We start from the raw sequence: 26,792 nt of genomic DNA, 5'->3' as shown, positions 1-26,792 counted from the left end.
GGCTATTCTAGAGGCTTCGCACCGGATTGGGGCAGCGGCGTGTTGGCTTTGCCGCCTGCCCCGCGCAGTGGCCGCTCAATGCGCCAGTAGCGCCAGCAGTTCGCTGAAGCCTGGGCGCTGGGCGACGTCGGCCTGCTGGCAGTGCTCGGCCAAAGCCTGCAGCTGCTCATCGGGCTGCGTGCAGTGCGCCAGCAGTTCGCTCAGAAGAATGCCGAAGGCGCGTACTTCCAAACGCTGCAAAAGGATGGCGGCAGGCTGCTCGGCTGTTGAGTGGAAGGAGGCCGCGCCGAAGTCGCCGAGCAGGCACTGGCCGTGGTCATCGCAGAGGATGTTGTGTGCATACAGGTCGCCATGGCTCAGGCCACGGGCGTGCAGGTGCGCGCAGACCGAGGCGATGCCCAGGGCCAGCCGGCGCAGCGCCGTGGGCGATAAACGGCGTGCGTCCGGATACTGGTCGCGGGTGCAGCTGGCAAGGCTCGGCGGCCCGGCGAGGTTGTGCCAATGGGCGGGGATCAACTGCATGGCCAGGGCCGGTAACTGTTGCGGATGGTCATCGATGCGTCCGGCCAGGCGCACCAGTTGCGGGTGATCACCGGCAGCGATGCAGGCGCTCATTTCCGCCAGGGGCGAGCCGTCGCTGGTAATCGCCCCTTTGTACAGTTTGACCGCCAGTGGCGCGTCCTGGCCGCGCCAGTGCGCAAGGTGGATCAAGCCGGAAGCGCCGCGACCGAGCTCTGCCCCAAGCTCGATGTCTTGCCAGGCAATGCTCGGGCACGGGGCATCCACAGGGGGCGCGACAAAGCCCTCCGGTAGCGGGTTACCGGCATAGGCCAACCAGGCCAGGCGCGGCATTCGCAGCAGCCAGTCGGGCAGGCTGGTGAGGCGATTGCTGGCGATACGCAACAGCTCCAGCCGTTGGCAATCAGCCAGGCTTGCGGGCAGGGCGCTCAGGCGATTGCCGGTCAGCATCAGCTTTTGCAACTGATGGCATTGGCCCAGGCTGTCTGGCAAGCGTTCAAGCGCGTTGTCCGTGAGGATCAGCGCCCGCACGCTGGGCGGCAGCGCGGCGCCGCTCACCTCGCTGATCTGATTGCTCCTGAAGCCAATGGTCTCAAGCTTGGCGCAGCGTCCCAGCGCCTCGGGCAGGTGGTTGAAGCGGTTGTTGGAGCAGAACAGCACTTTGAGCCGGGTCAGCCGATGCAGATCCTCGGGCAGTGTGCTCAGGGCATTGTCGCTCAGGTCGAGTATTTCCAGGCTCTCGGCCAGCGCGAAGATTTCCTCGGGGAACTGCTCGAGGCCTTGCTTGAGGTTAAGGCGGGGGATGCCGCGCAGGCGGCCGGCTCTGAGGTCGTCGAGGCTATGCATGGGGCAGTGGCACGGGTGCTGGGGCAGGGCCCGGCATGATACCGGCAAATTCTCCCTGGGCGTGGCGCTGGGTCTGCGAATTTGCAGGTCGGTTATGGACTTTCGTCCCATGGCAGGCGCGTGCTGGCGGTCCATACTGGAGGCTCGCCCTTCAATAACAACAAGTATTTAGGTTGCGACCGACATGACTTACCAGCACAGCTACGCCCGTTCCATTGCCGATCCCGTGGCCTTCTGGGCCGAGCAGGCCGAGCATTTGGCCTGGCATCGCAAGCCTTTGCAGACCCTGCAAGACAACCCCGACGGTACCCACCGCTGGTTCGCCGATGGCCGCCTAAATAGCTGCTACCTGGCGCTCGATCATCAGATCGAGCAGGGCCGCGGCGAGCAGACCGCGCTGATCTACGACTCGCCGGTGACCGGCGTGCAGCAGCGCTTCAGCTACCAGCAGCTATGCGATGAAGTGGCGCGCCTGGCCGGGCTGCTGCGCGAGTTGGGCGTGTGCAAGGGCGATGGGGTGATCATCTACATGCCCATGGTGCCCCAGGCGGCGATGGCCATGCTGGCCTGTGCGCGGATTGGCGCGGTGCATTCGGTGGTGTTCGGTGGCTTTGCCGCCAACGAGCTGGCGCTGCGCATCGACGATGCCCGGCCGACGCTGCTGCTCACCGCCTCGTGTGGGCTGGAGTTCGAGCGGGTGATCGAATACAAGCCACTGGTCGACCGCGCGCTGCAGCTGGCCACGCATCAGCCCAAGCAGGTGCTGGTGCTGCAGCGACCGCAGGCGCGTGCTGAACTGCAAGCCGGGCGTGACCTGGACTGGACTCAAGCGCTGGCCAACGCCCAGCCCGTGCCACCGGTCGAGTTGGATGCGGGCGATCCGCTGTACATCATGTACACCTCCGGCACCACCGGCAAACCCAAGGGGATCGTGCGCGAGAACGGCGGCAACGCGGTGGCCCTGAGCTTTGCCATGCGCCATATCTACGGCATGCAGGCCGGCGATGTCTGGTGGGGGATCTCCGACGTGGGCTGGGTGGTCGGCCACTCACTGATCGTCTATGGGCCATTGATGAACGGCTGCACCACGGTGTTCTACGAAGGCAAGCCGATCCGCACCCCCGATGCCTCGGCGTATTGGCGGGTAGTCGAGCAGTACCAGGTCAATGCGCTGTTCTGCGCGCCCACTGCCATGCGTGCGATTCGCAAGGAAGACCCCGATGGCGAACTGATCGCCCGGCATGACTTGAGCTCGCTGCGCCAGTTGTTCCTGGCAGGAGAGAAACTCGACTCCAGCACCCATCAATGGCTGGAACGGGTCAGCGGCAAGCCGGTGCACGATCATTGGTGGCAGACCGAGACCGGCTGGCCGGTCACCGCGCCTTGTGTCGGCCTTGAGGGCAGCGCCGCCCGACCCGGCTCGAGTAATCGCGCCGTGCCCGGTTATCACGTGCAGGTGCTGGATGACGACGGCCAGTTGCTGGGCCCCAACCAGCAAGGCTCGATCGTGATTGCCTTACCGCTGCCACCCGGTTGCAGCCAGACCCTGTGGGGTGATCATGAGCGCTATCTGCAGGCTTATCTGCACACCTATCCTGGCTACTACCACACCGGCGACGGCGGGTATCTGGATGACGATGGCTTCGTCTACATCATGGGCCGTACTGACGATGTGATTAACGTCTCCGGGCACAGGCTGTCGACTGGCGAGATGGAGGACTTGGTGGCACGCCATCCAGCAGTGGCCGAATGCGCGGTGATCGGCGTGCATGACGAGATCAAAGGGCAGGTGCCGTTGGCGCTGGTGGTGCTCAAGGATGGCGAAGGGATTGGCGAGCAGCAGCTGCAGAAGGACCTGGTGGCCAGCGTGCGCGAGCACATCGGCGCGTTGGCGTGTTTTAGCCAGGTGCGCTTGGTCAAGCGTTTGCCCAAGACTCGCTCAGGGAAGATCCTGCGGGCCGTGTTGCGCAAGATTGCCGATGGCCAGGATTATGTGCCGCCTTCGACCTTGGATGATCCGGCGGTGCTTGGCGAGATTGAAGGGGTGTTGGCGGATTTGCCCAGGGCTGGCTGATGCGGCGGCGCTGATATCGCTATCGCGGGGCAAGCCCGCTCCCACGATAGCGCAGCGTTCACAGGTGGCGTGGAAGCGAACTGATGCTATCGCGGCTATCGTGGGAGCAGGCTTGCCCCGCGATAGCGGCGGTCAGTCCAAGCGCGTTACCGGCCCAACCTGATGCAACTGCCCCAAGCGACTGCGCGTACGCATCAGATCAGCAATCGCCCCACCCAGACTGTCCGCCAGCGGCCGCCGCGCAATCACCACCAGCTCGCGGTCCTGGTCATACAACACATCCACCAGGTTGACGAAGCGCTGCTGCGCCGCCAGCGAGCACTCGGCCAGGTCATCCAGACCTGCGATCACCCAGCGCTCATAGCGCCCAGCCATGTGCAAATAATCGATCACCGCCGTCGGCTGTTCGCACAAATCGGCAAAGCCAAACATCACGTGTCGCTCATCGCTGGCCAGTGCGCGCAGCGGGCGCTGGTTCACCTCCAGCATGACCGGTTCGGTAGCGGGCACCAGCAACGCCTGCAACTGCTGCGCCTCACCCGGCCACACGTAGTGGCCTTGGGTAAAGCGCTGATGCTCGCGGTTGGCGGGCAGGCTGCGAAAATCGGTATCGCCGCCCACTTCGAGCACGTGCATGCGGCCGTTGATCAAGCGGATCACCGGCAGAAAACGCTCGTGATACAACGGATTGGGCAGCAGCCCCTCAGGGGCATAGTTGGACGTCAGGAGGACAAAAATCCCCCGCTCGAACAGCGCCGTGAACAGCCGGGTCAGCAACATGGCATCGCCAATGTCATGCACATGGAACTCATCGAAGCACAGCGCGCGGCACGCGCCGATCAACTCATCCAGGGTCGCGCCCAAGGCATCGTCCAGCGCCCGGTGGCGATGCATGCCCTGGTGCAGGCGAGCGAAGAAGTCATGAAAGTGCAGGCGACGTTTGGCCTCGATTGCAAGCGCCTGGAAAAAACCATCGAGCAGCCAGCTTTTGCCGCGCCCGACCGCGCCATACAGGTACAGGCTGCGTGCCTGGCCTTGCTCCAGCAGTGCCAACTGCTCGGCCATGCAGGCAATCACCCGGTGCTGGCCGTCGCTCAGGGTGTAGCCACGTTCGCGGGCTTTATCCTCGAAGCTGGCCAGCAACGCACTGTCGGCGCGCGCTTCGCTGCGTAGGCGTTGCTGCAGGTGGCGCAGCGGCGTGGGGATCCAGGCGGACACAGCGAAAATTCCTCGAAGGACAGGGCAGGGCGCAGCATGCGCGAGCGCGGCTATTTTGACCAATAGATAAATTGGCAGGCAACGATCGCCTTATGCGATAGCTCCGATACTGGGCGGATACCGGACAATGTCGCTCGTAAGATCACCCTGCTTGGCGCTTTGTGGAGGCGCGCACGCCGGCGTTGCTCAAGCAGTCTCGCGACTCAGCTTTTGCGTTCGAGTTGCCGTTCGATCATGTACTTGACCGTCAGGCGGCGCTCCTTGAGGCGGTGCAGATCGTCATCGTTGGCGATGCCCGCCGAGATCGCTTCTGCGGCCAGCACCTGATTGTCGATATCGATGTACTCGTCGAGCAGGCGATCGAGCTTCGGGTCTTGCTGGCGGCGTTGCTGGACGATCTCGCGCGGGTAGTGCAGGTCCTGGTACAGGTCATGGGAAACTGGCATGGCGCCCTCCTTGTGATGCGCTGATATGGCTTATCTGATTGGAAGGGGGCGAGGCGATTGTGTTGAGGCAGCGTTGGGAAATTACGACGGATGGTCGAGAGGTGCCTGCACGATCACCGCGCTCACACAGCTCGCTAATGACTAACCTGCTGTTTTCCGGCAATTTTTTTTAAAAAAAAACTTCCCACATCGAACGTTTGTTGTTAAAGTGCCGCGCATTCCCCGACAGCAACCCATGTTGTCATCCACGGGGAGTTGTCAGAACGACAGTGCCCAGCACTCGTCGCATCCGATACAGGGGCGTCGCCAAGCGGTAAGGCAGCAGGTTTTGATCCTGCCATGCGTTGGTTCGAATCCAGCCGCCCCTGCCATTTTCCTCCTCGCTTTACCCTCCAACACTCTCCCGCTTTCTTCGTTTGAAAAACGGCCGAGCTTCCTGCTCAGACCGCTCCCAACAGATCGTTCAATGCCTGCGCCAGTACTTGCGCCTGCACCGGTTTCTGGATCACCAGGCTATCGGCCAACTCCAGGCCCTGCAGCTCGGCATAGCCGGTCAGGATCACCACCGGCAGCTTGGGAAAACGCGTGCGCGCTGCCAAGGCCAACTGCGCGCCATTGAATTCGGGCATGGCGAAGTCGGTCAGCAGCAGGTCGATGTGCTCATCGAGCAGCACCAAGGCCTGCTCGCCGCTATGCGCCTGGCGCACCTGATAGCCGTGCAGGCGCAACACATCGCCAATCATGTCGCGTACCAGGTGATCATCGTCGACCAGCAACACGGTGCGATCGCGCCCCTCGGCCGCCAGCGGCTGCGCTTGATTGACCACTGCCGCTTCAAGCACGTACGGCTGCTTGACCGCCGGCAGGTAGACCGACACCAGCGTGCCATGCCCCGGTGCGGTATCGATGCGCACACCGCCACCGGATTGTTTGGCAAAGCCGAACACCTGGGCCAGGCCCAGCCCTGAACCCTTGCCGATGTCCTTGGTGGTGAAGAACGGTTCGAATACCTTGCCCACCACGTCCTCGCTCATGCCACAGCCGGTGTCGCGGATCGACAGCGAAACGTACTCGCCAGGCTCGGGGTCCTCCGGTCGCTGCGGGCGGGCCAGCACCTGGGTGTTGCGCGTGGTCAGGGTCAATTGGCCGCCGTCGGGCATGGCGTCGCGGGCGTTGATCGCCAGGTTGAGGATGATCATTTCGGTTTGGGTCGGATCGGTCAGCGCTTGCCAGAGGCTGTCGTCCAGGTCCAGGCGCACCGAAATGTTGCCACCCAGGGTGCGGCGCAGCAGCTCCTCAAGGCCGGCCAAGGTCTGGTTGAGGTTCAGCGGCACCGGCTCCAGGCGCTGGCGGCGGGAGAACGCCAGCAATTGCGAGGTCAGCTTGGCGCCGCGCTCGCCCGCTTCGCGGATGTGTTGCAGACGGCTGCGGGCCTTCTCGTAGTTTGCCTTGTCCAGGTCGCGTTCAAGGAAGCTGGCGCCGGTGAGGATCACCGTCAGCAGATTATTGAAATCGTGCGCCACGCCTGCGGTGAGCTGGCCAACCGCTTCCAGGCGCTGCATCTGTTGCAGCGCCGCTTCGATTCGTTCGCGCTCATCGATCTGCTCACGCAGGCGGGCGTTGGCCTCGGCCAGGCCCAGGGACGATTCACGCTCGCTGGTAATGTCGCGCGCCACTACGTAGAGCAGGGTGTCTTCCGGCACCACCACCCACGACAACCAACGCTGCTGGCCACTGGCATGCTGGATGCGGCCCACGAAGCGCGCACTGGTGCGGCCATGGGCCAGGGCCGCCAGTTCGGCAAGAAACGACTCCTGATCCTGCTCGGGCAACAGGTGCAGCAGCGAGGTCTGGCTCAGGCGCTCGCGCGAGATGCCCAGGCTGGCTTCCCAGGCAGGGTTGAGCGCGACGGGGGTGAGGTCTTTGTTCAGCACCGCGAGCAAATCCTGGGACAACTCCCAGGCGCGGTCGCGTTCGCGGGTGCGTCGCTCGACGCGCTCACCGAGCATCTCGTTGAGCTGTTTCAGCGCCTGGGTGGCCTGGCGCTGTTGCTGGATGTCCTGCAGCACGCCGGAGAACCGCACGCAGCGCTCTTCGACAAACTGACACTGGCCGCTGCTGAGCAACCAGCGTGGCTCCAGGCCGTTGGCCTGGGCGATACGAAACTCAACCCGGTAGCGGCCATCGCTGGTGGGCAGCATGGCTTGCTCGACCGCGTTGCGAACCATTTCCCGGTCATCGGGATAGATGCCCGCGTAGAACACATCCAGGCTCATCTCGGTATCGGTGGGCAGGCCAAACAGGGTCTTGCAGCGGTCGTCCCACAGCAGCAGGCCGTCTTCGGGGCGAAAGTCCCAGGTGCCCATGCCGGCGGCATCGATGGCAATCCGTGCGCGCGCCTCGACATCGGCCAAGGCCTCTTCGGCGCGGCGCCGACGCTGGCGCTCTTGCACTTCGGTGAGTGCCCGGCGTACAGCTTTGGGCAGCAGCGGCAGGTTCTTTTTCAGCACGTAGTCGGTGGCGCCGAGGCGGATCATCTCCACCGCGTGCTCTTCGCCGTAAATGCCCGACAGGAAGATGAACGGCACATCCGGTGCCAGGCGCTGGGCAATCGCCAGCACCTCGGTGCCGGAGGAGCCGGGCAGCACGCAGTCACACAGGATCAGGTCGAAGCTGGCTTCACGCAGCGCGTGCTCGACGCCGACATGGTCGAACACCAACTGCGACTGAATCTGCAGGCCGCTGCGCTCCAGACGCAGCAAGCTCAGCTCGGCGTCCATCGAGCTGTCTTCGACCATCAGCAGTTTCAGCGGGCTGGGCAGCATCGGCGCCAGGCTCAATTGCTGCCGCGCCGGTTCAGGCGCAACGAGCCAGGTGGCGGCTCGTTGAGCACCGCCCAGAACACCCCAAGATCAGAGATGGCGGCGACGAACTCCTTGAATTCGACCGGCTTGACCACGTAGGCGTTTACCCCCAGTTCGTAGGCGCGTAGCAGGTCTGGCTCCTCGCGTGAGGAGGTCAGCATCACCGTCGGGATACTGCGCAGCTCGGCGGTCGCGCGTACTTCCTTGAGCACTTCCAGGCCATCGACCTTGGGCAGTTTCAGGTCCAGCAACAACACCGCCGGGTTGCCATCGTCGCGATCGGCGTAGGCGTTACGGCGTAACAGGTAATCAAGGGCATCGGCGCCATCGCGCAAGACGATGACTTCGTTGGCCAGTTGGCTGCGCTCCAGCGCAAGGAGGGTCAACTCCAGGTCCCTAGGGTTGTCTTCGACCAAAAGGATGGGCTTGAGCATGATCGTACGGTTGCCTCAGGTATTGATTGAATTACGCGGGAGCGTGAAATGGAAGCTGGCGCCCTGGTCGATCTGGCCATCGGCCCAAACTCGGCCATCATGCCGTTCGATGATCCGCCGGACACTGGCCAGGCCAATCCCGGTGCCTTCGAAATCTTCCATGCGGTGCAGGCGCTGGAACACGCCGAACAGCTTGCCGGCATAGGCCATGTCAAAGCCCACGCCGTTGTCGCAGATGAAAATCTCGGTTTCGTTTTCCAGTTGCCGGGCGCCGATGCAGATCCGCGCAGGCTGGCGGCCCCGGGTGTACTTGATGGCGTTGGCGATCAGGTTGTGCAGGGCCATGTTGATGAAAGCTGGGTCGCCGATCACCCTGGGTAATTGCTCGACCTCCCAGACGATCTCGCGACCGGCATAGTCGGGGGCCATTTCGCTGCGGATCGCCTCCACCAGGGTATTGAGGTCGACATCCGACAGACGCAGCGCCGAGCGGCCCATCTGCGAGAAGTTGAGCAGGTTGTCGACCAGGGTGCCGGCAAAGTGCGCGGCTTCCTCGATGTGCTGCAAAAAACGCCGGCCGCGTTCGCTGAGCCCGGCGCCTTCGATCTCGCCGAGCAGCTCGGTGTAGCCGGCGATATGCCGCAGCGGCGCCCGCAGGTCGTGTGACACGCTATAGGAGAAGGCTTCAAGCTCCTTGTTCGAACGCTTCAGCTCGCCGGCCAATTGCGCCAGCTCCTCAGCCTTGCGCAGGACGATGCCGAACACCGCGCCGCGCAGTTCCTGAGCGCCTTCGATGACCAGTGGATCCCAGGCCTGGCAGAAACCGCTGAGCTGCTCCTGCCAGCGCTCGAAGCTGTTGCGCGGGTCGAGCGAGCCTTGCGCGCTGATGTGTTTTTCCGGGCGCCCGGCCCAGGTCACGGTGCGGATCTGCTCGGGGCGGAACCACACCAGGTAATTGGAGTGGATTTGCGAGATTGACACCGCCAGCAGGCCGCCAGCGTGTTCGGCCAGTTCCGGCAGCTCGTCGATATCGCGGCGAATGTTGTCGGTGTGGAACACCTCGCCACGCCCGCCCAGCCAGTGCACCAGGGCGTTGACCTGGGCCTCTGGCGGCGTGATGCCGATCAGGTCGCAGCGTTCGGCGGAGATGATCGCGGCGCCGCTGGCGCCAGCGAAGTCCAGCAGCACATCGGGCAGCGCACGCAGGCCTTGGCTGACGTTGTCATGGTCGGCCATCGAGGCGAGCATGCGCACGATGCGCTGGCGCATGTCGAGCAGGGTCCTGGTGCTGGTATGCGCCTCGCGTGACTCGATCTGCAGCGACAGCACGCTGCCGAGCAACTCACAGGCGGTACGGGTCGGCAAGTCGACCCGGTGCGGCTGTTCATGGTGGCACGAGACCAAGCCCCACAGCTGGCCATCGACCACGATCGACAGCGACATCGAGGCCAGGGTGCCCATGTTGCGCATGTATTGCAGGTGCACCGGAGAGACGCTGCGCAGCGCGGCAAAACTCATGTCCAGTGGTTTGCCGGTGCGCGGGTTGTTGCTTGGGACAAGCACCGAGGCCTGGTAATTGGCGTCTTCGATCACCCGGATGCGATTGACCCGGTACAGCTCGCGGGCCTGGCGCGGAATGTCGGAGGCTGGGAAGCACAAGCCCAGGTAGCTTGGGTAGCCAGGGTCCGCCACCTCGGCCAGCACCTGGCCATTACCTTCGGCATCGAAGCGGTAGGCTTTGACTCGGCCGAAACCGGTGATGCGCTTGAGCTGCACCACCGACTGCTGCAGCAGCTCTTCGATCGAGCCTGCCTGGTGCACGCTACTGACGAACGCACGCACCAGCGGGTAATAGTCGCCATGGCCGGTCGGCCCGGGGCTTGAGCGAATCGGTTCGAATTCGCTGATCAGCACCTGGTCATGGCGATGCACCAGCACCCGCATGCGCTCGCCGCCGGGACCTTGGCGCAGTTGCACGTCGCCAATATGGAAGGGAAACACTTCGTCATCAGGCAGGTACTGAAGGTGCGCGCGCAGGTCGAAGCCTTCGCTGATCAGGTCGGGGAAGGTGCAGCCGACCAACTCGCGGGCTGGCAAGCCTAGCCAGCGCTCGGCGTTTTCGCTGGCCTGGAGGATGCGCAGGTCGTGCTCGTCCAGCACCAGCAGAAAGCCCTGCGGCTGAATGCTGCCGGGGACCTGGATCGGTTCCTGGGCACAGCGTTCGACCGCTTGGTCGAGCGCGTTCTGGGCAGTAGTCAAAAGAGGTTCTCCTGTCGGTTCCGTCCGCGCATGGCGGAATGCGCATGGCACAGGATGTTTCACATGCACGGTATCAGAATGTCGTCTGCTTTGCCGGCATATGGCCATTTGAGGGCTGATAAGTTCAGGGGTTCTGCCGCTGTGTCAGAAAATTCTTTCACAACAACAGATCGTGCCCTCTGTAGGCGCGGGCTCGCCCCGCGATGATGGCCTCCAGCCCCTACCAAACCTGCGCTAACCCCTTGTTATTAATGCCAAGGAAGGGGCCGCCGAGCCCGGCGCTATCTCCCCCGGCTGCTACCCTCAAGCTCAGTACCTACAGACAGGAATATCGAGGTGACGAGACGCTTTCTGGCCGTGTTGTCGGGCCTGCTGTTAAGCGCGAGCACCCTGGCGGCGGACTTTTTGGTCGAAGTGCGGGTCCAGGTGCAGCGCGGCTGCATGCTGGTCAACCAGCAGCGCGACGTTGGCGCGCAAGCGCTGGGTCGCATCGACCTGGGCGCGGTTGCGCGGCTGGACGGGCCGGGCGCGCCGTTGTCCGGCGTGCTGCTCAGCCAGCGCCCACCGCGGCTGGAGTGCAACCCTGATACGCCTTATCAGATCCGCGTCGACGGCGGCCAGCATGGCGGCGTTGGCGAACTGCGTTTTCTGGCCAGCGACGACCGCCAGGCCAAGCCCATTCCTTACCGTCTTTACCGCGATGCCGCCTGGCGCCAACCGTTGAGCGTCGGTGTGGCGCACGCGGCGCGGGTGCCGGACAGCGGTTCGGCGCAACTTCCGCTCTACGCGCGGATCGACCGACTGGCCTGGGTGCCACGCCCAGGCCTGTACGCCGACCTGCTCAAAGTCACGCTCACCTGGTAGGGATATCGCCATGGACAAGGACGCCGCCCGATGAACCGCACCTCGTTCCTGCTGCTGACCCTCGGCCCGCTGCTGTTGCCCAGCTCAGTGGTGCATGGCACCACCACGGGGTTTATCGAGGCGCGCCTGGTGATCAGCGCGGCCTGCCAGATCAGCAGCGACCCGCAGCAACCGGCCACCTTGGGTAACCCCGGTGTGATGGATTTCGGCGCCCGCGGGCCAAGCTGGGACCAGCCCCTGCAAGGCCGGGTCGACGAGGCGGGCGGTGAGGGCGGGTTGCAGATCAGTTGCACGCCGTCGGTGCGCGCTTTCAGCGTGCGTATCAATGGCGGCCAGAATGGCGGCGATGGCGTGCGCCGCTTGAGTAATGGTCGCGAACTGATCCCCTATCAACTGGCCGTCGACCCCAATGGCAATAACCGTTATGGGGTCGGCCAGGCGCGCACTTTCACCATCAGCAGCACCCGACAGATCCCCATCCCGATCTACGGCGTGGTGGTCGCGCAACCGCGCGCACTGCCCGCAGGCCTGTACCGCGACACCCTGAGCGTGACCCTGGACTGGTAACACCCAAGGAGATTCCGATGCGCACTCATGTCACTTGCTCCATCCTCGCTGGCCTCGGTCTGGCCTTGGCGTCCCAGGCCCAGGCCGCGACCGTCACCGGCACGATCAACTCGACCCTGACCCTGACCGCCGCCTGCCAGGTCAACGGCAGCGCCGGCACCTCGGGGCTGAACTTCGGTAGCCTCAACTTCGGTACCCAGGACGCCTTGTTCGGTACTGCCAATGCCCAGGTACTCGGCCCGGGCGGTGGCGCCATGAGCATTCTCTGCTCCAATGGCACGGTGCCTTCGATCCGCGTGCGCGCCGGCGCCCATGACGGCCAGTCGACCGGTGGCACCCGCGCCCTGGCCGATGGCAGCGGCAACTTCGTGCCGTACGACTTCTACACCGATGCCGGCCACACCCAGGTGCTGGCCATCGACGGCACCATCACCTTGCCGACCAGCACGGGCGTGGCGCAGACCGTCAACCTGTATGGCCAGGCGCGTGGCAAGGCCGGGCTGCCGGCAGGCACCTATACCGACACGGTGGCAGTCGAGCTGACGTTCTGAGCCATGAGCGCCTGGCTGCGCAGTGGCGTCGGCGCCCTCGGCCTGCTGATGGCCTTGCCGCTGGGGGCGGTGACCAGCAGCACTTTCCAGGTCAGCGCGCAGATTGTCGCTGGCTGCCTGGTGGTGGGCGGGGTGAGCAACTATGGCGTGCTGAATTTCGGCAGCCAGTCGGCGCTGTCCACCGCCACCCTGAGCACCTCGTTGGGTGGCACCACGGTGACCTTCCAGTGCACCCCGGGGGTGGCGCTGAGCATGAGCCTGGATGGCGGCCAGAACAGCGCCAGCGGCAGCCGCAACCTCAAACGCAATGGCGGCAGCCAGTTGCTCGCCTACCAGCTCTATCGCGACGCCGCCCTGAGCCAGGCCCTGGCGATTGGCCAGAGCGTGAGCGTGAGCTACAGCGACCCGACGGCGATCAAGCTGCCGGTGTACGGGCGCACCCAGTTGAGCGGCACGCTGCCGGCCGGGACCTACACCGATGTGGTGCAGGTGACGGTGACCTGGTGAAGCCTGGATCAATCACAACGAGCGAAGGAGAGCAGCATGGGGGCAGGCGCAAAATGGGCGCGAACATTGATCGGTTTGCTGCTGCTGGCCAGTGTGCCAGCAGGGGCCGCCACCTCGGTGCTGATCTGGCCGATCGACCCGGTGCTCGAAGCTGACCAGAAGGCCGGCGCACTGTGGCTGGAAAACCGCGGCACGGCGCCGGCCAGCTTGCAAGTGCGGGTATTCGCCTGGCGCCAGGGCGAGTACCAGGAGCAGTTTCAGGCCCAGCGCGAGATCATCGGCAGCCCGCCGGTGGCCAATATCGCGCCAGGGCAAAAACAGCTGATCCGCCTGACCCGTACCGGCACTTCACCGGCCGGCCAGGAGCAGGCCTACCGGATCATCATCGATGAAATCCCCTCGCCGCTGCCGGCCGATGCGCCTAGCGCAGGCACCCTGGCGGCGATCCGCCTGCAAATGCGCTATTCGGTGCCGCTGTTCGTCTACGGCGAAGGCTTGTGGGGTAAGCCCGACCCTGAAGGCAAGCGCAGCGCCGAGGGCGTCGGCAAGCCGCAACTGAGCTGGCGCCCGGTCAGCGTGCAAGGCAAGCCCTACCTTGAGCTGCGCAACACAGGGCCGGTGCATGCGCGCCTGACTGATGTGGTGTTGCAGCAGGGCGGCCGGGATACGCCAGTGGTCGAGGGCCTGCTCGGCTATGTGTTGCCCGGCGCCAGCATGCGCTGGCCGGCACCGAGCGCGCCGAGTGCCGCCAGCGTGCTCAAGGGCCGGGTCAATGGACAGGATGCGGCCCAGGCGATCAGCCAGGGCCGTTGAAGCAATCGTGAAACGACGTCAGGGGCCATGGAGGACCCGACAATGGCTGGAAGCCGTGTGTGAAATGCGTGTCGCAGGCGACATGCCGCGTGTGCTTAGGCCTGTTGCTGATGGGGCCGGGCCTTGGCGTGGCCAACGAGCTGCCGCCGCCGCCCAGCGAAACCGCCGCCATTGCCGACGCCACGCTGTACCTCGACCTGTTGGTGAACCAGATGCCCAAGGCTGAGTTGGTGCCCGTGCAACAGCGTGCCGGGCGTTTGTTCATCGACAGTGCGGCGCTCAGTGCCGCGGGCATCAGCCTGCCGGGTACGCCGCAGGGCGAAATCGCGCTGGATAGCGTTGCGGCGCTGCACAGCGACTACGATAGCCAGAATCAACGGCTGCTGTTGCAGGTGCCCGCCGCCTGGTTGCCAGGGCAGCAGGTCGGTGCTCGCAACCTGTACCCGGCCAGCGATGCGCGCAGCAGCTTCGGCGCACTGTTCAACTACGACCTGTACCTGAACGACACCGATGAAGGCGGCACCTACCTGGCGGCCTGGAACGAGCTGCGCCTGTTCGACAGCTGGGGCACCTTCGCCACGACCGGGCAGTGGCGTCAGTCATTCAATGGGGCACCTGAGGACGATAGCCGCCAGGGCTTTTTGCGCTATGACACTACCTGGCGCTACACCGACGAACAGCGCCTGCTGACATTCGAAGCCGGGGATGTGATCACCGGCGCCTTGCCCTGGACCAGCTCGGTGCGGGTCGGCGGTGTGCAGCTGTCGCGCGACTTTGGCGCGCGTCCCGACCTGGTCACCTATCCCTTGCCGGCCTTTGCCGGTGAAGCGGCGGTGCCGACGTCGCTGGACCTGTTCATCAACGGCTACAAGACCAGCACCACCGAGCTGCAGCCTGGGCCGTACACCCTGACCAATGTGCCCTTCATCAATGGTGCGGGCGAGGCAGTGGTGGTCACCACCGATGCCTTGGGCCGACAGGTTTCGACCACCTTGCCGTTCTACGTCACCAGCAGTTTGCTGGCCAAGGGCTTGAGCGATTTCTCCCTGGCCGCCGGTAGCCTGCGTCGCGACTATGCGCTGCGCGATTTCAGCTACGGCCCAGGCGTCGCCTCGGCCAGCCTGCGCCATGGCCTGAGCGATAATTTCACCCTCGAAAGCCACCTTGAAAGCGCCGAGTCGCTGATGCTCGGTGGCCTGGGCGGCAACATGCGCCTGGGCACCTTTGGCGTGCTCAATGCCGCAGTGGCGCAAAGCCGTTTCGAAGGCGAGCAGGGCCAGCAGGTGGCCCTGGGCTATCAGTACAACAGCCAGCGGCTGGGCTTCAATTACCAGCGCCTGCAACGCCATGGCGAGTATGCCGACCTGTCGCGGGTCGACACCCCCTACATGCGCCTGTCGCAACGCAGCGAGCAGGTCACCCTGAGCCTGAACCTGGACAGCTATGGCAGCCTTGGCGCGGGCTACTTCGACGTGCGCGCTGGCGACGGCTCACGCACCCGCCTGATCAACCTCAGTTGGAGCAAGCCGCTGTGGGGCAACAGCAGCTTGTACCTGTCGGCCAACCGCGAAGTCGGTGACAGCCAGTGGGCAGTGCAGGCGCAGTGGGTGATCCCGTTCGACCTGCGCGGCACCCTGGCCCTGAGCATGGAGCGCAGCGCGGACGGCGAACGCTTGCAACGGGTCAACTACAGCCGCGCGGTGCCAGTAGAAGGCGGTGTTGGTTTTAACCTGGGCTATGCCGACGGTGACCGCGAGGCCTATCGCCAGGCCGACGTCACCTGGCGTCTGCAGTCGGTACAACTGCAGGCAGGGGCCTATGGCAGCAGTGGTTCGATGACCCGCTGGGCCGACGCCAGTGGCTCGCTGGTGTGGATGGATGCCGGGGTGTTTGCCGCCAACCGCATCGACGATGCCTTTGTCGTGGTCAGCACCAGCGGCTATGCCGACGTGCCGGTGCGCTATGAAAACCAGCTGATTGGGCGCACCGATAGCAAAGGCCATCTGCTGGTGCCGTACAGCAGCGGTTATTACCGCGGCAAGTACGAGATCGATCCGATGGAGCTGCCCGCCGACATCCTCGCGCCACAGGTCGAGCAGCGCGTGGCGGTGCGGCGTGGTAGCGGCTATCTGCTGGAGTTCCCGCTCAAGCAGGTGCTGGCGGCGAGCATCGTGCTGGTCGACGCCAGGCAGCAGGTGCTCAAGCTTGGCAGCCGCGTGACCGACGCCCACAGCGGCGCCCAGGCAGTGGTGGGCTGGGATGGCTTGGTCTACCTGGAGAACCTCTCGGCGCACAACCGCTTGCAGGTCGACGTGGCGGATGGCGGCCCGTGTCAGGTTGAATTCGATCTGCCTGAAGGGCAGGGGCCCATCCCATTGATCGGCCCGCTGGTGTGCCAATGAACACCTTCAGCCGCAGCGCGCTGCTGTGCGCCTTGCTGCTGCCAGCCGCTCCGGCCTGGGCCTTGTGCTCGTCGGTGGCGACCGCGCCGGCCGCCTTTGGCACCATCAATTCCACCCTGGTGCGCAGCACGGTGCAGACGGCCAGCAGCACCAACGCCGGCCTGCAATGCACCGGCTCGCTGTTGTCGCTGCTGACCAGCAACGACCACTTCTACGCCACCATTACCTCCAGTCGCAGCGGCCTGGTGGGCCCTACTGGCGATGTGATCCCGTATACCATCTATGCCAACAACACCACCTCGTTTCCAATCGCCCGCGGTACCCAGTTCGATTTCGCCCCGGGGGGCATCATCGATGCGTTGGGCCTGCTCAGTGGCACCACGCCCAAGTCGGTGCCGCTGTATTTTCGAACGGTGGTCGGCGCCAATGTGGCCGCCGGGCTGTATCAGGAAACCCTGAACATCGCCTGGAGCTGGAACTACTGCTCAGGCATTGGCATTGGCGCTATCTGCCTGGGGCGCGACATCGGCAGTGGCGTGCAGACGCTGACCGTCAGCCTGACGGTGAGCAACGATTGCCAGATCACCACGCCTAATATCAGCTTTGCCAGTGCGCCGGTGGTGGCAGGGTTTGGTACGGTCAACCAGAGCATCAATATTGCCTGCACCAAAGGCAGCAACTACACCGTTGGGCTCGATGATGGGCAGAATGTGCTCAATGGGCGGCGGCGGATGAAGTCGGCGGCCAACAACTATCTGGCTTACGACATCTTCAAGAGTGCCGGCAATGTCCGCTGGGGGATGTTGAGCAGCGCACGGCGGGCCAGTAGCGATGCGGATGTAAACCCCGGCGCGGGGACTGGCATCGGGAGTCAGGTGTTCAACTACAACGCCAAGGTGTACACGGACCAGGCAAGCCCGCCGGCGGCCAGTTACACCGACAGTGTGATCCTTGATGTGCAGTTCTGAGGTGGCTGGGCGTGCACCGCTCCCACTACGTGCATTTCGCAAGCAAAGATGCGTGGGAGCGGGCTTGCCCCGCGATGAGGGCGGTACAGTCAGCGCAAATCCCTGACCATTTTGCGCAAGGTTTCCAGCACTGCCGCCGCCAACGCCTTGGAACGCTCGCCCGACCACCCGGTACGCGCATTGGGCGCATCGTCATGGTCCTTGAACGGCATTTCCAGGGTCAGCGACAGGCAGTCATACATCTGGCCTACCGCGTTACAGGCCAAGGTCATGTTGGCCTGGCCCGGCTGATCGCGGGTGTAGCCATGCTCGGTCTGAAAATCCTTGGTGACGCTGCACAGGGTGCTGCGGAACTGCTCCTCGAGCTGCTCGATCCGCGCCGTGTACCCAGGGTTACCTTCACAGGCAGCGGTAAACACATGGGGGATTTCTTCATCGCCATGCACATCGATGAAGGCATCGACGCCATACAGCTTCATCTGCGATTGGGCGAAGAACACCTCTGGGCTGAGCTCGACACTGGCGTCCTGCCAGGCGCGGTTCAGATCCTTGCCCTTGAAGTTGGTACGCAGGTGGCCGAGGAAGGCGCCGTCAGGGTTCATGTTAGGGATCAGGTAAAGGTCGGCCTCTGCGAGCAACGCCTGGATGCTCGCATCGTTGGCTTCAAGGCGATCGATCACGCCCTCCATGAACCACTCGGCCATGTGCTCGCCGGGGTGCTGCTGGGCGATCAGCCACAGCTTGCGTTTGCCCGCCGCGCCATCGCCTGCACGCAGCAGCGGGATATCGCGGCCCTGCACGCTGCGTCCGCTGGCCAACAGCTCGACGCCAGGGAGCTGGCGGGCACGTTCGATCAGTTGATTGTGGCGGGCGCGCGGATAAGGTTCGAAGTAGGCGAACCAGGCCTGCGGTTGCTCGGCCTGCAATTGGAACGTCAGGGCCTGGCCATCGAACTGGCTGGGCACGCGGAACCAGCTTTGCTGATCGTAGGAGGCGACTGCCTGATAGCCATCCCAGGCATTCTCGTAGGAAGACTGGCTGGCGTTGTCGAGGCTGAAGTGGTGGGTGTGGCCCGGGGTCAAGCCGTCGACCTTGAAGTGGAACCATTGGAAGTGGTCGCTGTGGCTGTCAGGGCGGATGGCCAGGTGTACCCGACTGGGGTCGCTGGCGTCCTTCACCTGAATGTTGCCGGAATCGAAATCGCAGTCGATCTGCAGGGGGGACAGCGTCACGGTCATTGCCAGACTCCTGTGGCTTTTGTTGTGACGCTACTGTACACCCCTCGGTGGAGGGGTTGGTTCGAATGTTGTGCGGGTAAAGTGTTGCGTGGTGTCAGTGAGGTCGCTATCGCGGGGCAAGCCCGCTCCCACGCTGTCAGTGTTCAATGAAGCTGACAGTGTTCAATGAAGCTGACAGTGTTCAATGAAGCTGTCAGTGTTCAATGAAGCTGACAGTGTTCAATGAAGCTGTCAGTGTTCAATGAAACAGCACGTGGGAGCGGGCTTGCCCCGCGATAGCGACCTCATCGACCCACAAATCAGGCCCAGAAACCCAAGGCGAACAGGGCTGCGACGCCCAGCCCAATGGCAATCGAACAGCCCCCCAGCGACAACGCGGCCCGGCCTTGCCGGTACCAGTCATCGTGGCCTAACTGTCGCGCTGGGCCGAGCAGGCTGCGCCAGCGCAGCTCGGTCTGGTGAAACGCCTCAAGATGCGCGGGCGCTGCATCCAGCCAGCGGCGAAAATCAATCCGCTCGCACGCGGTCACCTGCGGGCTTTGCAAGCGCACATACCATTGCCCGGCGACACCGGCCAAGCCATCGCCGTGCGGGCGAGCGGCCTGCAACACTTGGTTCATATGCCGCTCGATACTGAGCAAGGGCAAATCGAGCCGGGCAGCGATAGCGGCAAAATCCAGTTGATCGAGGCGGTTGAGCAGAAACACTTGCTGCACCCGGCGCGGCAGGCGCTTGAGGGCATGCAGCAAGGCGTCATCATCCAGTGCTGCAGCAGTGTGCGGGGCGTGTTCAAGGGGCAGCAGCAGGCGGGTCATGGATTGCTCCTTGCTCAAGGGTAGGGGTGGGGGCATCTTCCCTGATGCGCAGCCAGCTTAATGGTAACGAGATTGATTCTCAAGTGCTGTTTGCGCAAAACGCTGTAACAACCGTTCACCAATTGACACACCTTTGCTATCATCGCGGCCATTCAAGCGGTAACCCTTCTTCATTAGCCTGAAGAGCCAAAAAAAAGACCCGGCAAAAAGCCGGGTCAAAAACCGTGATTAGCCTGATGAGGAGATAATCTGAGAGTCCGACCTAAGGGCTCCAGGTTATCCAGCGGGTCTCGCGACCTGCTGAGTGCAATAATAATCGTTATCATTTGCCAGTCAAATGATATTTGTTTAATTCGGCAAAATACTTTTACCGATGCACTTCCTCGGTCCCGGCAATCGGGGCCATTGCCGTGAATCGGCTGTCACGTTTCTCCCTTATTTCCCTTCTGATTGAACCGCCTGCTTGTGCTCCAGCAGCGCCCTGGCCATGTTCACCATGTGCATCAGCGCCAGCGTGATCTCGCGGGTCATGCCGTCTTGGTGAACGGCGGTTTCGTGGGCGGTGGCTGCGGCGCAGCGCAGCAGGGCCAGCGCATGGTCGTGGGCTTCAGTGCTGGAAACCCCCGGCTGCAGGGCCCAGAGCTTGTTGTCCAGGTTCGGCCGCGGTGGGGTGGGGTTGAGGTAATAGTCGAGGGCGCGGCGTGCGGCTTCGCTGTCGAGATCTGTATCTTCGTTTTTCTGCGGATTCATTTGGATACCTTCGATTTCCTTTCAAGGACAGTGAATGCCGAGCATAGGTCAATTTGTACTAATTAGCTCCTTGAAGATAATTCACAATGTGTATTGATGAGATTAATACAGCCCGTATTGTTCCGGTCATGGAAAACTGGATCGATTTTCTCTCGCGCTACAAGCGCGAACACAACCTCAGCCAGATCAAACTGGCCGAGCGCCTGCAGATGACCCAAGGCGGCGTCGGTCATTGGCTGCGCGGTTCGCGCAGGCCGACCTTGCAGACCATCAACGAGAAACTCGAAGTGCTGGGCCTGGTGTATTTGGAGGCGCAGGCGATGGTGGTCGAGCGTGATCTGGTGCGCGAGGCGCAGGGCAGTTACGCCACCGAGCAGCCGCTGTCGGCGCAAGCGTTGCGCTATGCCAGTTTTCGTTTTCCGGTGCTGAGTTGGGCGGATCTGCAGGAAGGGCTGCCCACGGCAAGCGAACTGCAAGAGCAGACCGACTACATGCCTGCGGGCAATGCCTACTGGCTGCCGGTGGAAAACGACTCGATGAATGCCGCCAGCGGCAAGAGCGTGCCCGAGGGCATGCTGATCCTGGTGGATACCGGGCTTGAGGTGCAGCCGGGCAAGCTGGTGATTGCTCGCCAGCCGGGCAAATCAGCGGTGCTGCGCCAGTTGATCGAGGAGGGCGGTGAACGCTTGCTTAGGCCGCTGAATACGCGCTATCCGACGGTTCTGTGCGAACCTGGGTGTGAGTTTCTAGGCGTGGTGGTGCGGGTTCACGGGATTTTTTAGATTTGGGATTTTGGGGCTGCTTCGCAGCCCTTCGCGGGCTTGTCGGGGCGCCGAACCGCCGCGAAGGGCCGCAGCGCGGCCCCAAAATCTCCGATCAGTCAGCCAACTCGACCAACACCGCCCCTTCACTGACCATATCCCCCTCCTGACAGAACAGTGCCTGCACCGTCCCGCCCTGGGGCGCGCGAATGCTGTGCTCCATCTTCATCGCCTCCAGCACCACCAGCGCGGTGCCGGCCTCGACCAGTTGCCCAGGCTCGACCAGTACCCGCACGATGCTGCCGTTCATTGGCGCACTGAGCCCGCCCTGGTGGCTGTGGCTGGCTTCAGCCTCGGCAATCGGGTCGAACGCGGTAATGGCATGCATGTCGCCCTCCCAGCGCAGATACAGCGTGCCAGCCCGGCGAATGGCCAGATGCCGGCGGCGCAGGCCGTCGCGGTCCTCGCACAGCTGCTCGCCTTCAAGGCGCAAAGTGGACGGCGCACTGCGCTCCAGCGCCACGGCTTGATCTTGCCCAGCACTGGTCAGGTGCACACTGCTACGTGCTGGCAAGCCTAACCGCAAGCCCTCACGCTCATCCCACGGCGAGCCAGGATCGTCAGCGCGCAGCTGCGCAGGCGTGCTCTGCAACCAGGCCTCGGCAGCAGCCTGCCAGAACGCGGCGGGCAGCTCGCTGGCAGTCGGCAGCAACACCTCTTGATGACGCGCAATGAAACCCGTATCCAGCTCTGCCGCGGCAAACGCCGGATGCGCGAGAATTCTGCGCAAGAAGGCAATGTTGGTTTTCACCCCGCCAATGGCGAACTCATCGAGCATCGCCAGCAAGCGCAGCCGCGCCTGTTCGCGATCTTCACCCCAGGCAATCAGCTTGCCCAGCATCGGGTCGTAGAACGGCGACACACTGTCGCCCTCGCTGACGCCGCTATCCACCCGCCGGCCTTCACCAGGCGCCGATTCGCGGTACAGGCTGAGGGTGCCCGTGGCCGGCAAGAACTCATTGGCCGGGTCTTCAGCATACAGACGCACCTCGATCGCATGGCCGATCAGCGGCACCTGCGCCTGGCTGATCGGCAGCGCCTCGCCACGCGCCACGCGAATCTGCCAGGCGACCAGGTCCAGGCCGGTAATCGCCTCGGTCACCGGGTGCTCGACTTGCAAGCGCGTGTTCATTTCCATGAAGAAGAACTCGCCGCGGGCATCGAGCAAAAACTCCACGGTGCCTGCGCCGACGTAACCAATCGCCTGGGCGGCACGCACTGCCGCTTGGCCCATGGCCTGACGCAACTCGGGCGAGAGCCCTGGGGCTGGCGCTTCCTCGACCACTTTTTGGTGACGACGCTGAATCGAGCAGTCGCGCTCGTTGAGGTACAGGCAGTTGCCATGCTGGTCGGCGAATACCTGGATCTCCACGTGGCGCGGCTTGAGCACGTACTTTTCCACCAGCATCCGCGAATCGCCAAACGACGACTGCGCCTCACGCTGGGCCGAGGCGAGGGCGTCAGCCAGCTGGCTTTCTTCCTCGACCACTTTCATGCCCTTGCCACCGCCGCCAGCGCTGGCCTTGAGCAGCACCGGATAGCCGATGCGTTCGGCGGCGGCGCGGAAGGTTTCCAGATCTTGCGCTTCACCGTGATAACCCGGCACCAGCGGAACACCTGCGTTTTCCATCAATGCCTTGGCCGCCGACTTGCTGCCCATGGCGTCGATGGCGCTGGCCGGTGGGCCGAGGAAGATCAGCCCGGCCTGTTCAATGGCGCGGGCGAAACCTGCGTTTTCCGACAAGAAACCGTACCCTGGGTGAATCGCCTGGGCGCCACTGGCCTTGGCGGCGGCCAGCAACTTGTCGATGTCCAGATAGCTCTCGGCAGCCTTGGCGCCGCCCAGGTCAATACGAATATCAGCTTCACGCGCATGCCGGGCTTCGCGGTCGATGGCGCTGTGCACGGCGACCGTGGTCAGGCCCATGGCCTTGGCCGTGCGCATCACCCGGCAGGCGATCTCACCGCGGTTGGCGACCAGCAGGGTGGTCAGCGTGGGTTGGCTCATGGGCGCGGTTCCTTATCAAAGTCTTGCCAGGCAGGGCGGCGTTTTTCCAAAAAGGCGCGCAGGCCCTCCTGGCCTTCGGGGCTGACGCGGATGCGGGCGATGCTGTTTTCACAGTAGCGGCGCACGGCCGGGGTCAGCTCGCCATGACCGACTTCACGCAGCAACTCCTTGCTCACGCGCAGGGCCTGGGGGCTGTTGAGCAGCAGGTTGTCGACCCAGGCCTCGACCTGCTGCTCAAGCTCGGCGCCAGGGTAGGCCTCGGCCAGCAGGCCCAGCTCGCGGGCGCGCAGGCCGCTGAAGCGTTCGGCGGTGAGCGCATAGCGGCGTGCGGCGCGCTCGCCGATGGCCTTGACCACGAACGGGCTGATCACCGCTGGCGCCAGGCCGATGCGCACCTCGGACAGGCAAAACTGGGAGTCCTCGGCACCAATGGCCATGTCGCAGCAGCTGATCAGCCCCAGGGCGCCGCCGAAGGCCGCGCCTTGCACCACCGCCACAGTTGGCAGCTTGAGGTTGTGCAGGTTGTACATCAGCTCGCCCAGTTCATGGGCGTCGTCCAGGTTGGTGTTGAAGTCCAGCTGCGCCGATTGCTGCATCCAGGCCAGATCGGCGCCGGCACTGAAGTGCCGGCCACGGCCGCGCAGCACCACGAAACGCAGGCTGGCGTCGGCGCCGAGCTGGTCGATGGCGACGATCAGCTCGCGGATCATCTGCGCGTTGAAGGCGTTGTTCTTGTCGGCGCGGTTCAGCCACAGGGTGGCGAAGCCGCGCGGGTCCTTGATCAGTTCAAGGGTGCTGAAATCGCTCATGGGTCACATCCGGAATATGCCGAAGCGGCTCTGTTCGATGGGCGCGTTCAGCGCGGCAGACAGCGCCAGGCCGAGCACGTCGCGGGTTTGTGCCGGGTCGATGACGCCGTCGTCCCACAGCCGGGCGCTGGAGTAGTAGGGGTGGCCCTGGCGCTCGTACTGATCGAGGATCGGCTGCTTGAGCTTGGCCTCATCGTCGGCGCTGAAGGCCTGGCCGCTGCGCTCGCTCTGCTCACGCTTGACCTGCGCCAGCACCCCAGCGGCCTGTTCGGCGCCCATCACGCCAATCCGCGCATTGGGCCACATCCACAAGAAGCGTGGGTCGTAGGCCCGCCCGCACATGCCGTAGTTACCCGCGCCAAAGCTGCCGCCGATGATCACGGTGAACTTCGGCACCTGGGCGCAGGCCACCGCGGTGACCAGCTTGGCGCCGTGCTTGGCGATGCCGCCTTCTTCGTATTTCTTGCCGACCATGAAGCCGGTGATGTTCTGCAAAAACAGCAAGGGGATGCCGCGCTGGCAGGCCAGCTCGATAAAGTGCGCGCCTTTTTGCGCAGCTTCGGCAAACAGGATGCCGTTGTTGGCCAGGATCGCCACCGGGTAGCCGTGCAAGTGGGCAAAACCGCACACCAGGGTGGTGCCGAACAGCGCCTTGAACTCATCGAACACCGAGCCGTCGACCAGCCGCGCAATCACCTCGCGCACATCGAACGGCTGCTTGGCATCGGCTGGCACCACGCCGTACAGCTCATCGGCGGCATACAGCGGCGCCACTGGCGCCTGGCGTTGCAGCTTACCGAGCTTGTGCCAGTTGAGGTTGGCCACGCTGCGCCGGGCCAGGGCCAAGGCGTGCTCGTCGTTGTCGGCATAGTGGTCGGCCACGCCGCTGGTGCGGCAGTGCACGTCGGCGCCGCCCAGGTCTTCAGCGCTGACCACTTCACCCGTAGCGGCCTTCACCAAGGGCGGGCCGGCGAGGAAGATGGTCGCCTGCTGGCGGACCATGATCGCCTCGTCGGCCATCGCCGGCACATAGGCGCCGCCAGCGGTGCACGAGCCCATCACCACGGCGATTTGCGGAATGCCCAGGGCGCTCATGTTGGCCTGATTGAAGAAGATCCGCCCGAAATGCTCGCGGTCCGGGAATACTTCATCCTGGCGCGGCAGGTTGGCCCCGCCCGAATCCACCAGGTAGATGCACGGCAGGCGGTTCTGCAGGGCGATGGTCTGTGCGCGCAGGTGTTTTTTCACCGTCAGCGGGTAGTACGAGCCGCCTTTGACCGTGGCGTCGTTGGCCACGATCATGCACTCGACACCTTCGACTCGGCCAATGCCGGCGATCACCCCGGCAGCGGGGACGTCTTCGCCGTACACCTCATGGGCGGCCAATTGGCCGACCTCAAGAAACGCCGAGCCGGCATCCAGCAAGCGGTCGATACGCTCACGTGGCAGCAATTTGCCGCGCGAGGTGTGCCGCTCCTGGGCCTTGGGCCCGCCGCCCTGCGCGATGTGGGCGAGCAGGCCGCGCAGGGCCTGGACCTGTTCGAGCATGGCCGCGCCATTGGCGGCGAACTCTGCCGAGCGCGGGTTGATCTGGGTATGCAGGATAGCCATGGGCGCCAGTTCCTTTTGCTCAGCGGGTTTCGTTGAACAGTTCGCGGCCGATCAGCATCCGGCGAATCTCGCTGGTGCCGGCGCCGATTTCGTACAGCTTGGCATCGCGCAGCAGACGCCCCGCCGGGAACTCGTTGATGTAGCCGTTGCCCCCCAGAATCTGAATCGCCTCAAGAGCCATTTGCGTGGCGCGCTCGGCGGTGTAGAGGATGACCCCAGCGGCGTCCTTGCGGGTGGTCTCGCCACGGTCGCAGGCCTGGGCTACGGCATACAGGTAGGCGCGGCTGGCATTGAGCTGGGTGTACATGTCGGCGATCTTGCCCTGGATCAGCTGGAACTCGCCGATGCTCTGGCCGAATTGCTTGCGGTCGTGGATGTATGGCACCACCAGGTCCATGCACGCTTGCATGATCCCGGTCGGGCCACCGGAGAGCACCACGCGCTCGTAGTCCAGCCCGCTCATTAGCACGCGCACGCCGCCGTTGAGCTGGCCGAGGATATTTTCTTCGGGCACCTGGACGTCATCGAAGAACAGCTCGCAGGTGTTCGAGCCGCGCATGCCGAGCTTGTCGAACTTGTTGCTGCGGGTAAAACCTTTCCAGTCGCGCTCGACGATGAACGCGCTGATGCCATGGGCGCCCTTGTCCAGGTCGGTCTTGGCGTAGATCACGTAGGTGTTGGCGTCGGGGCCGTTGGTGATCCAGGTCTTGCTGCCGTTGAGCACGTAGTGATCGCCGCGCTTCTCGGCGCGCAGCTTCATCGATACCACGTCGGAGCCTGCGTTGGGTTCGCTCATGGCCAGGGCGCCGATGTGCTCGCCGCTGATCAGCTTGGGCAGGTATTTCTGCTTCTGCTCGTGACTGCCGTTGCGGTTGATCTGGTTGACGCACAGGTTGGAGTGCGCGCCGTACGACAGCGCCACCGAGGCCGAACCGCGGCTGATCTCTTCCATGGCCACCACGTGGGCCAGGTAGCCCAGGCCGGCACCGCCGTATTCTTCCGGCACGGTGACGCCGAGCAGGCCCATGTCGCCGAATTTGCGCCACATGTCGGCGGGGAACAGGTTGTCCTGATCGATCTGCGCGGCGCGCGGGGCCAGTTCGGCCGCGACGAAGGCCTGCACCTGTTCGCGCAGCATGTCGACGGTTTCGCCCAGGGCGAAGTTCAGGGAGGGGTAATGCATGTGGGGCACCTTCTTGTTCTTGGCTAGGCCTGAGTGAGCTTGGCGCGTGGGAGCGGGCTCGCCCCGCGATGGCGTCTATCAATATCAGTATGGCCCTGGATGCCATTGGATTGCTGTCGCGGGTCAAACCCGCTCCCACGCTGCTTGTAACCTTTACGTTAACGTAAACCTGGCTCACTTCACTGTCAATCCGTTCATGACCTTTACGTTAACGTAAATCTGCGC

22 protein-coding genes and 1 tRNA gene are annotated in these 26,792 nt (G+C 63.9%); 10 read left to right on the top strand and 13 right to left on the bottom strand.

Features of this window, described 5'->3' with window-relative positions; all coding sequences use genetic code 11:
- Positions 1-75: 75 nt before the first annotated feature.
- Entirely contained in the window at positions 76-1,365 is a 1,290-nt protein-coding gene (locus HU737_RS12605; RefSeq protein WP_186554860.1) for a leucine-rich repeat-containing protein kinase family protein, read from the bottom strand.
- A 184-nt stretch (positions 1,366-1,549) separates the two neighbouring features.
- Between HU737_RS12605 and HU737_RS12600 the strand changes: the two genes are divergently transcribed.
- Positions 1,550-3,439: a propionyl-CoA synthetase gene (locus tag HU737_RS12600; RefSeq protein ID WP_186554859.1), complete on the top strand. Its 1,890-nt coding sequence runs from the start codon at positions 1,550-1,552 to the stop codon at positions 3,437-3,439.
- Between the two features lie 132 nt (positions 3,440-3,571).
- Here the strand turns inward: HU737_RS12600 and zapE are convergent, their stop codons facing one another.
- Together zapE and HU737_RS12590 are read right to left on the bottom strand one after the other, a co-directional pair.
- Entirely contained in the window at positions 3,572-4,657 is a 1,086-nt protein-coding gene (gene zapE, locus HU737_RS12595) for a cell division protein ZapE (RefSeq protein WP_186554858.1), read from the bottom strand.
- Between the two features lie 203 nt (positions 4,658-4,860).
- Complete coding sequence (locus HU737_RS12590) at positions 4,861-5,103, bottom strand: hypothetical protein (protein ID WP_186554857.1); 243 nt, start codon at positions 5,101-5,103, stop codon at positions 4,861-4,863.
- A gap of 296 nt (positions 5,104-5,399) precedes the next feature.
- Between HU737_RS12590 and HU737_RS12585 the strand changes: the two genes are divergently transcribed.
- Positions 5,400-5,474 (top strand) — tRNA-Gln (locus HU737_RS12585).
- A 69-nt stretch (positions 5,475-5,543) separates the two neighbouring features.
- Here the strand turns inward: HU737_RS12585 and HU737_RS12580 are convergent.
- From HU737_RS12580 to HU737_RS12570, 3 genes are read right to left on the bottom strand one after another with little or no spacing between them, the layout of a single operon-like run.
- Positions 5,544-7,928 (bottom strand): PAS domain-containing hybrid sensor histidine kinase/response regulator, encoded by a 2,385-nt coding sequence (locus tag HU737_RS12580; RefSeq protein ID WP_186554856.1) that lies wholly within the window; start codon positions 7,926-7,928, stop codon positions 5,544-5,546.
- Between the two features lie 11 nt (positions 7,929-7,939).
- Positions 7,940-8,401, bottom strand: coding sequence for a response regulator (locus HU737_RS12575; protein WP_085674579.1), 462 nt, complete (start codon positions 8,399-8,401; stop codon positions 7,940-7,942).
- Positions 8,402-8,416: 15 nt separating this feature from the next.
- Positions 8,417-10,660, bottom strand: a complete 2,244-nt coding sequence (locus HU737_RS12570) for an ATP-binding protein (protein ID WP_225915611.1) — start codon at positions 10,658-10,660, stop codon at positions 8,417-8,419.
- Between the two features lie 336 nt (positions 10,661-10,996).
- Between HU737_RS12570 and HU737_RS12565 the strand changes: the two genes are divergently transcribed.
- The 7 genes from HU737_RS12565 (at position 10,997) to HU737_RS12535 (ending at position 17,332) form a co-directional block, all read left to right on the top strand.
- Positions 10,997-11,524 (top strand): Csu type fimbrial protein, encoded by a 528-nt coding sequence (locus HU737_RS12565; RefSeq protein WP_186554854.1) that lies wholly within the window; start codon positions 10,997-10,999, stop codon positions 11,522-11,524.
- Between the two features lie 30 nt (positions 11,525-11,554).
- Positions 11,555-12,091 (top strand): Csu type fimbrial protein, encoded by a 537-nt coding sequence (locus HU737_RS12560; protein ID WP_186554853.1) that lies wholly within the window; start codon positions 11,555-11,557, stop codon positions 12,089-12,091.
- A 17-nt stretch (positions 12,092-12,108) separates the two neighbouring features.
- A complete protein-coding gene (locus HU737_RS12555; RefSeq protein ID WP_186554852.1) occupies positions 12,109-12,642 on the top strand; it encodes a Csu type fimbrial protein in 534 nt (177 codons plus the stop codon).
- 3 nt (positions 12,643-12,645) lie between these two features.
- A complete protein-coding gene (locus HU737_RS12550) occupies positions 12,646-13,149 on the top strand; it encodes a Csu type fimbrial protein (protein ID WP_186554851.1) in 504 nt (167 codons plus the stop codon).
- A 36-nt stretch (positions 13,150-13,185) separates the two neighbouring features.
- Positions 13,186-13,962 carry a fimbrial biogenesis chaperone gene (locus HU737_RS12545; protein ID WP_186554850.1) on the top strand — a complete coding sequence of 259 codons (777 nt, stop codon included), beginning with the start codon at positions 13,186-13,188 and terminating at the stop codon, positions 13,960-13,962.
- A gap of 110 nt (positions 13,963-14,072) precedes the next feature.
- The gene (locus HU737_RS12540; protein WP_186555064.1) at positions 14,073-16,364 is read left to right on the top strand and encodes a fimbria/pilus outer membrane usher protein; all 2,292 of its coding nucleotides are present in this window, start codon (positions 14,073-14,075) and stop codon (positions 16,362-16,364) included.
- On the top strand, positions 16,361-17,332 hold the full coding sequence (locus tag HU737_RS12535; RefSeq protein WP_186554849.1) for a Csu type fimbrial protein: 972 nt from the start codon (positions 16,361-16,363) through the stop codon (positions 17,330-17,332). The genes HU737_RS12540 and HU737_RS12535 overlap by 4 nt, the downstream gene beginning before the upstream one ends.
- An 89-nt stretch (positions 17,333-17,421) precedes the next feature.
- On the opposite strand, the gene HU737_RS12530 is transcribed toward HU737_RS12535, so the two are convergent.
- The 3 genes from HU737_RS12530 to HU737_RS12520 all read right to left on the bottom strand — a co-directional run bounded on the left by HU737_RS12530 (position 17,422) and on the right by HU737_RS12520 (position 20,135).
- A complete protein-coding gene (locus tag HU737_RS12530) occupies positions 17,422-18,570 on the bottom strand; it encodes a M14 family metallopeptidase (RefSeq protein ID WP_186554848.1) in 1,149 nt (382 codons plus the stop codon).
- A gap of 299 nt (positions 18,571-18,869) precedes the next feature.
- Positions 18,870-19,385, bottom strand: a complete 516-nt coding sequence (locus HU737_RS12525; RefSeq protein ID WP_186554847.1) for a DUF4880 domain-containing protein — start codon at positions 19,383-19,385, stop codon at positions 18,870-18,872.
- Positions 19,386-19,820: 435 nt separating this feature from the next.
- Positions 19,821-20,135 (bottom strand): DUF6124 family protein, encoded by a 315-nt coding sequence (locus tag HU737_RS12520; protein ID WP_186554846.1) that lies wholly within the window; start codon positions 20,133-20,135, stop codon positions 19,821-19,823.
- 128 nt (positions 20,136-20,263) lie between these two features.
- Between HU737_RS12520 and HU737_RS12515 the strand changes: the two genes are divergently transcribed.
- Positions 20,264-20,917 (top strand): LexA family protein, encoded by a 654-nt coding sequence (locus HU737_RS12515; RefSeq protein WP_186554845.1) that lies wholly within the window; start codon positions 20,264-20,266, stop codon positions 20,915-20,917.
- 94 nt (positions 20,918-21,011) lie between these two features.
- On the opposite strand, the gene HU737_RS12510 is transcribed toward HU737_RS12515, so the two are convergent.
- From HU737_RS12510 to HU737_RS12495, 4 genes are read right to left on the bottom strand one after another with little or no spacing between them, the layout of a single operon-like run.
- Positions 21,012-22,964, bottom strand: coding sequence for an acetyl-CoA carboxylase biotin carboxylase subunit (locus HU737_RS12510; protein WP_186554844.1), 1,953 nt, complete (start codon positions 22,962-22,964; stop codon positions 21,012-21,014).
- A complete protein-coding gene (locus HU737_RS12505) occupies positions 22,961-23,773 on the bottom strand; it encodes a gamma-carboxygeranoyl-CoA hydratase (protein WP_186554843.1) in 813 nt (270 codons plus the stop codon). The genes HU737_RS12510 and HU737_RS12505 overlap by 4 nt, the downstream gene beginning before the upstream one ends.
- A gap of 3 nt (positions 23,774-23,776) precedes the next feature.
- On the bottom strand, positions 23,777-25,384 hold the full coding sequence (locus tag HU737_RS12500; RefSeq protein WP_186554842.1) for a carboxyl transferase domain-containing protein: 1,608 nt from the start codon (positions 25,382-25,384) through the stop codon (positions 23,777-23,779).
- A 19-nt stretch (positions 25,385-25,403) separates the two neighbouring features.
- Positions 25,404-26,567 carry an isovaleryl-CoA dehydrogenase gene (locus tag HU737_RS12495; RefSeq protein ID WP_186554841.1) on the bottom strand — a complete coding sequence of 388 codons (1,164 nt, stop codon included), beginning with the start codon at positions 26,565-26,567 and terminating at the stop codon, positions 25,404-25,406.
- Between the last annotated feature and the right edge of the window lie 225 nt (positions 26,568-26,792).

It is taken from the genome of Pseudomonas urmiensis, from assembly GCF_014268815.2.
Classification (GTDB): Bacteria; Pseudomonadota; Gammaproteobacteria; order Pseudomonadales; family Pseudomonadaceae; genus Aquipseudomonas; species Aquipseudomonas urmiensis.
This window is presented reverse-complemented; position numbering and strand designations above follow the sequence as displayed.

Excerpts from the sequence above, each read along its gene's own strand:
- HU737_RS12605 (WP_186554860.1), bottom strand. The coding sequence starts at position 1,365 with ATGCATAGCCTCGACGACCTCAGAGCCGGCCGCCTGCGCGGCATCCCC.
- HU737_RS12600 (WP_186554859.1), top strand. The coding sequence starts at position 1,550 with ATGACTTACCAGCACAGCTACGCCCGTTCCATTGCCGATCCCGTGGCC.
- HU737_RS12590 (WP_186554857.1), bottom strand. The coding sequence starts at position 5,103 with ATGCCAGTTTCCCATGACCTGTACCAGGACCTGCACTACCCGCGCGAG.
- HU737_RS12580 (WP_186554856.1), bottom strand. The coding sequence starts at position 7,928 with ATGCTGCCCAGCCCGCTGAAACTGCTGATGGTCGAAGACAGCTCGATG.
- HU737_RS12575 (WP_085674579.1), bottom strand. The coding sequence starts at position 8,401 with ATGCTCAAGCCCATCCTTTTGGTCGAAGACAACCCTAGGGACCTGGAG.
- HU737_RS12560 (WP_186554853.1), top strand. The coding sequence starts at position 11,555 with ATGAACCGCACCTCGTTCCTGCTGCTGACCCTCGGCCCGCTGCTGTTG.
- HU737_RS12555 (WP_186554852.1), top strand. The coding sequence starts at position 12,109 with ATGCGCACTCATGTCACTTGCTCCATCCTCGCTGGCCTCGGTCTGGCC.
- HU737_RS12550 (WP_186554851.1), top strand. The coding sequence starts at position 12,646 with ATGAGCGCCTGGCTGCGCAGTGGCGTCGGCGCCCTCGGCCTGCTGATG.
- HU737_RS12545 (WP_186554850.1), top strand. The coding sequence starts at position 13,186 with ATGGGGGCAGGCGCAAAATGGGCGCGAACATTGATCGGTTTGCTGCTG.
- HU737_RS12540 (WP_186555064.1), top strand. The coding sequence starts at position 14,073 with ATGGGGCCGGGCCTTGGCGTGGCCAACGAGCTGCCGCCGCCGCCCAGC.
- HU737_RS12535 (WP_186554849.1), top strand. The coding sequence starts at position 16,361 with ATGAACACCTTCAGCCGCAGCGCGCTGCTGTGCGCCTTGCTGCTGCCA.
- HU737_RS12530 (WP_186554848.1), bottom strand. The coding sequence starts at position 18,570 with ATGACCGTGACGCTGTCCCCCCTGCAGATCGACTGCGATTTCGATTCC.
- HU737_RS12525 (WP_186554847.1), bottom strand. The coding sequence starts at position 19,385 with ATGACCCGCCTGCTGCTGCCCCTTGAACACGCCCCGCACACTGCTGCA.
- HU737_RS12520 (WP_186554846.1), bottom strand. The coding sequence starts at position 20,135 with ATGAATCCGCAGAAAAACGAAGATACAGATCTCGACAGCGAAGCCGCA.
- HU737_RS12515 (WP_186554845.1), top strand. The coding sequence starts at position 20,264 with ATGGAAAACTGGATCGATTTTCTCTCGCGCTACAAGCGCGAACACAAC.
- HU737_RS12510 (WP_186554844.1), bottom strand. The coding sequence starts at position 22,964 with ATGAGCCAACCCACGCTGACCACCCTGCTGGTCGCCAACCGCGGTGAG.
- HU737_RS12505 (WP_186554843.1), bottom strand. The coding sequence starts at position 23,773 with ATGAGCGATTTCAGCACCCTTGAACTGATCAAGGACCCGCGCGGCTTC.
- HU737_RS12500 (WP_186554842.1), bottom strand. The coding sequence starts at position 25,384 with ATGGCTATCCTGCATACCCAGATCAACCCGCGCTCGGCAGAGTTCGCC.
- HU737_RS12495 (WP_186554841.1), bottom strand. The coding sequence starts at position 26,567 with ATGCATTACCCCTCCCTGAACTTCGCCCTGGGCGAAACCGTCGACATG.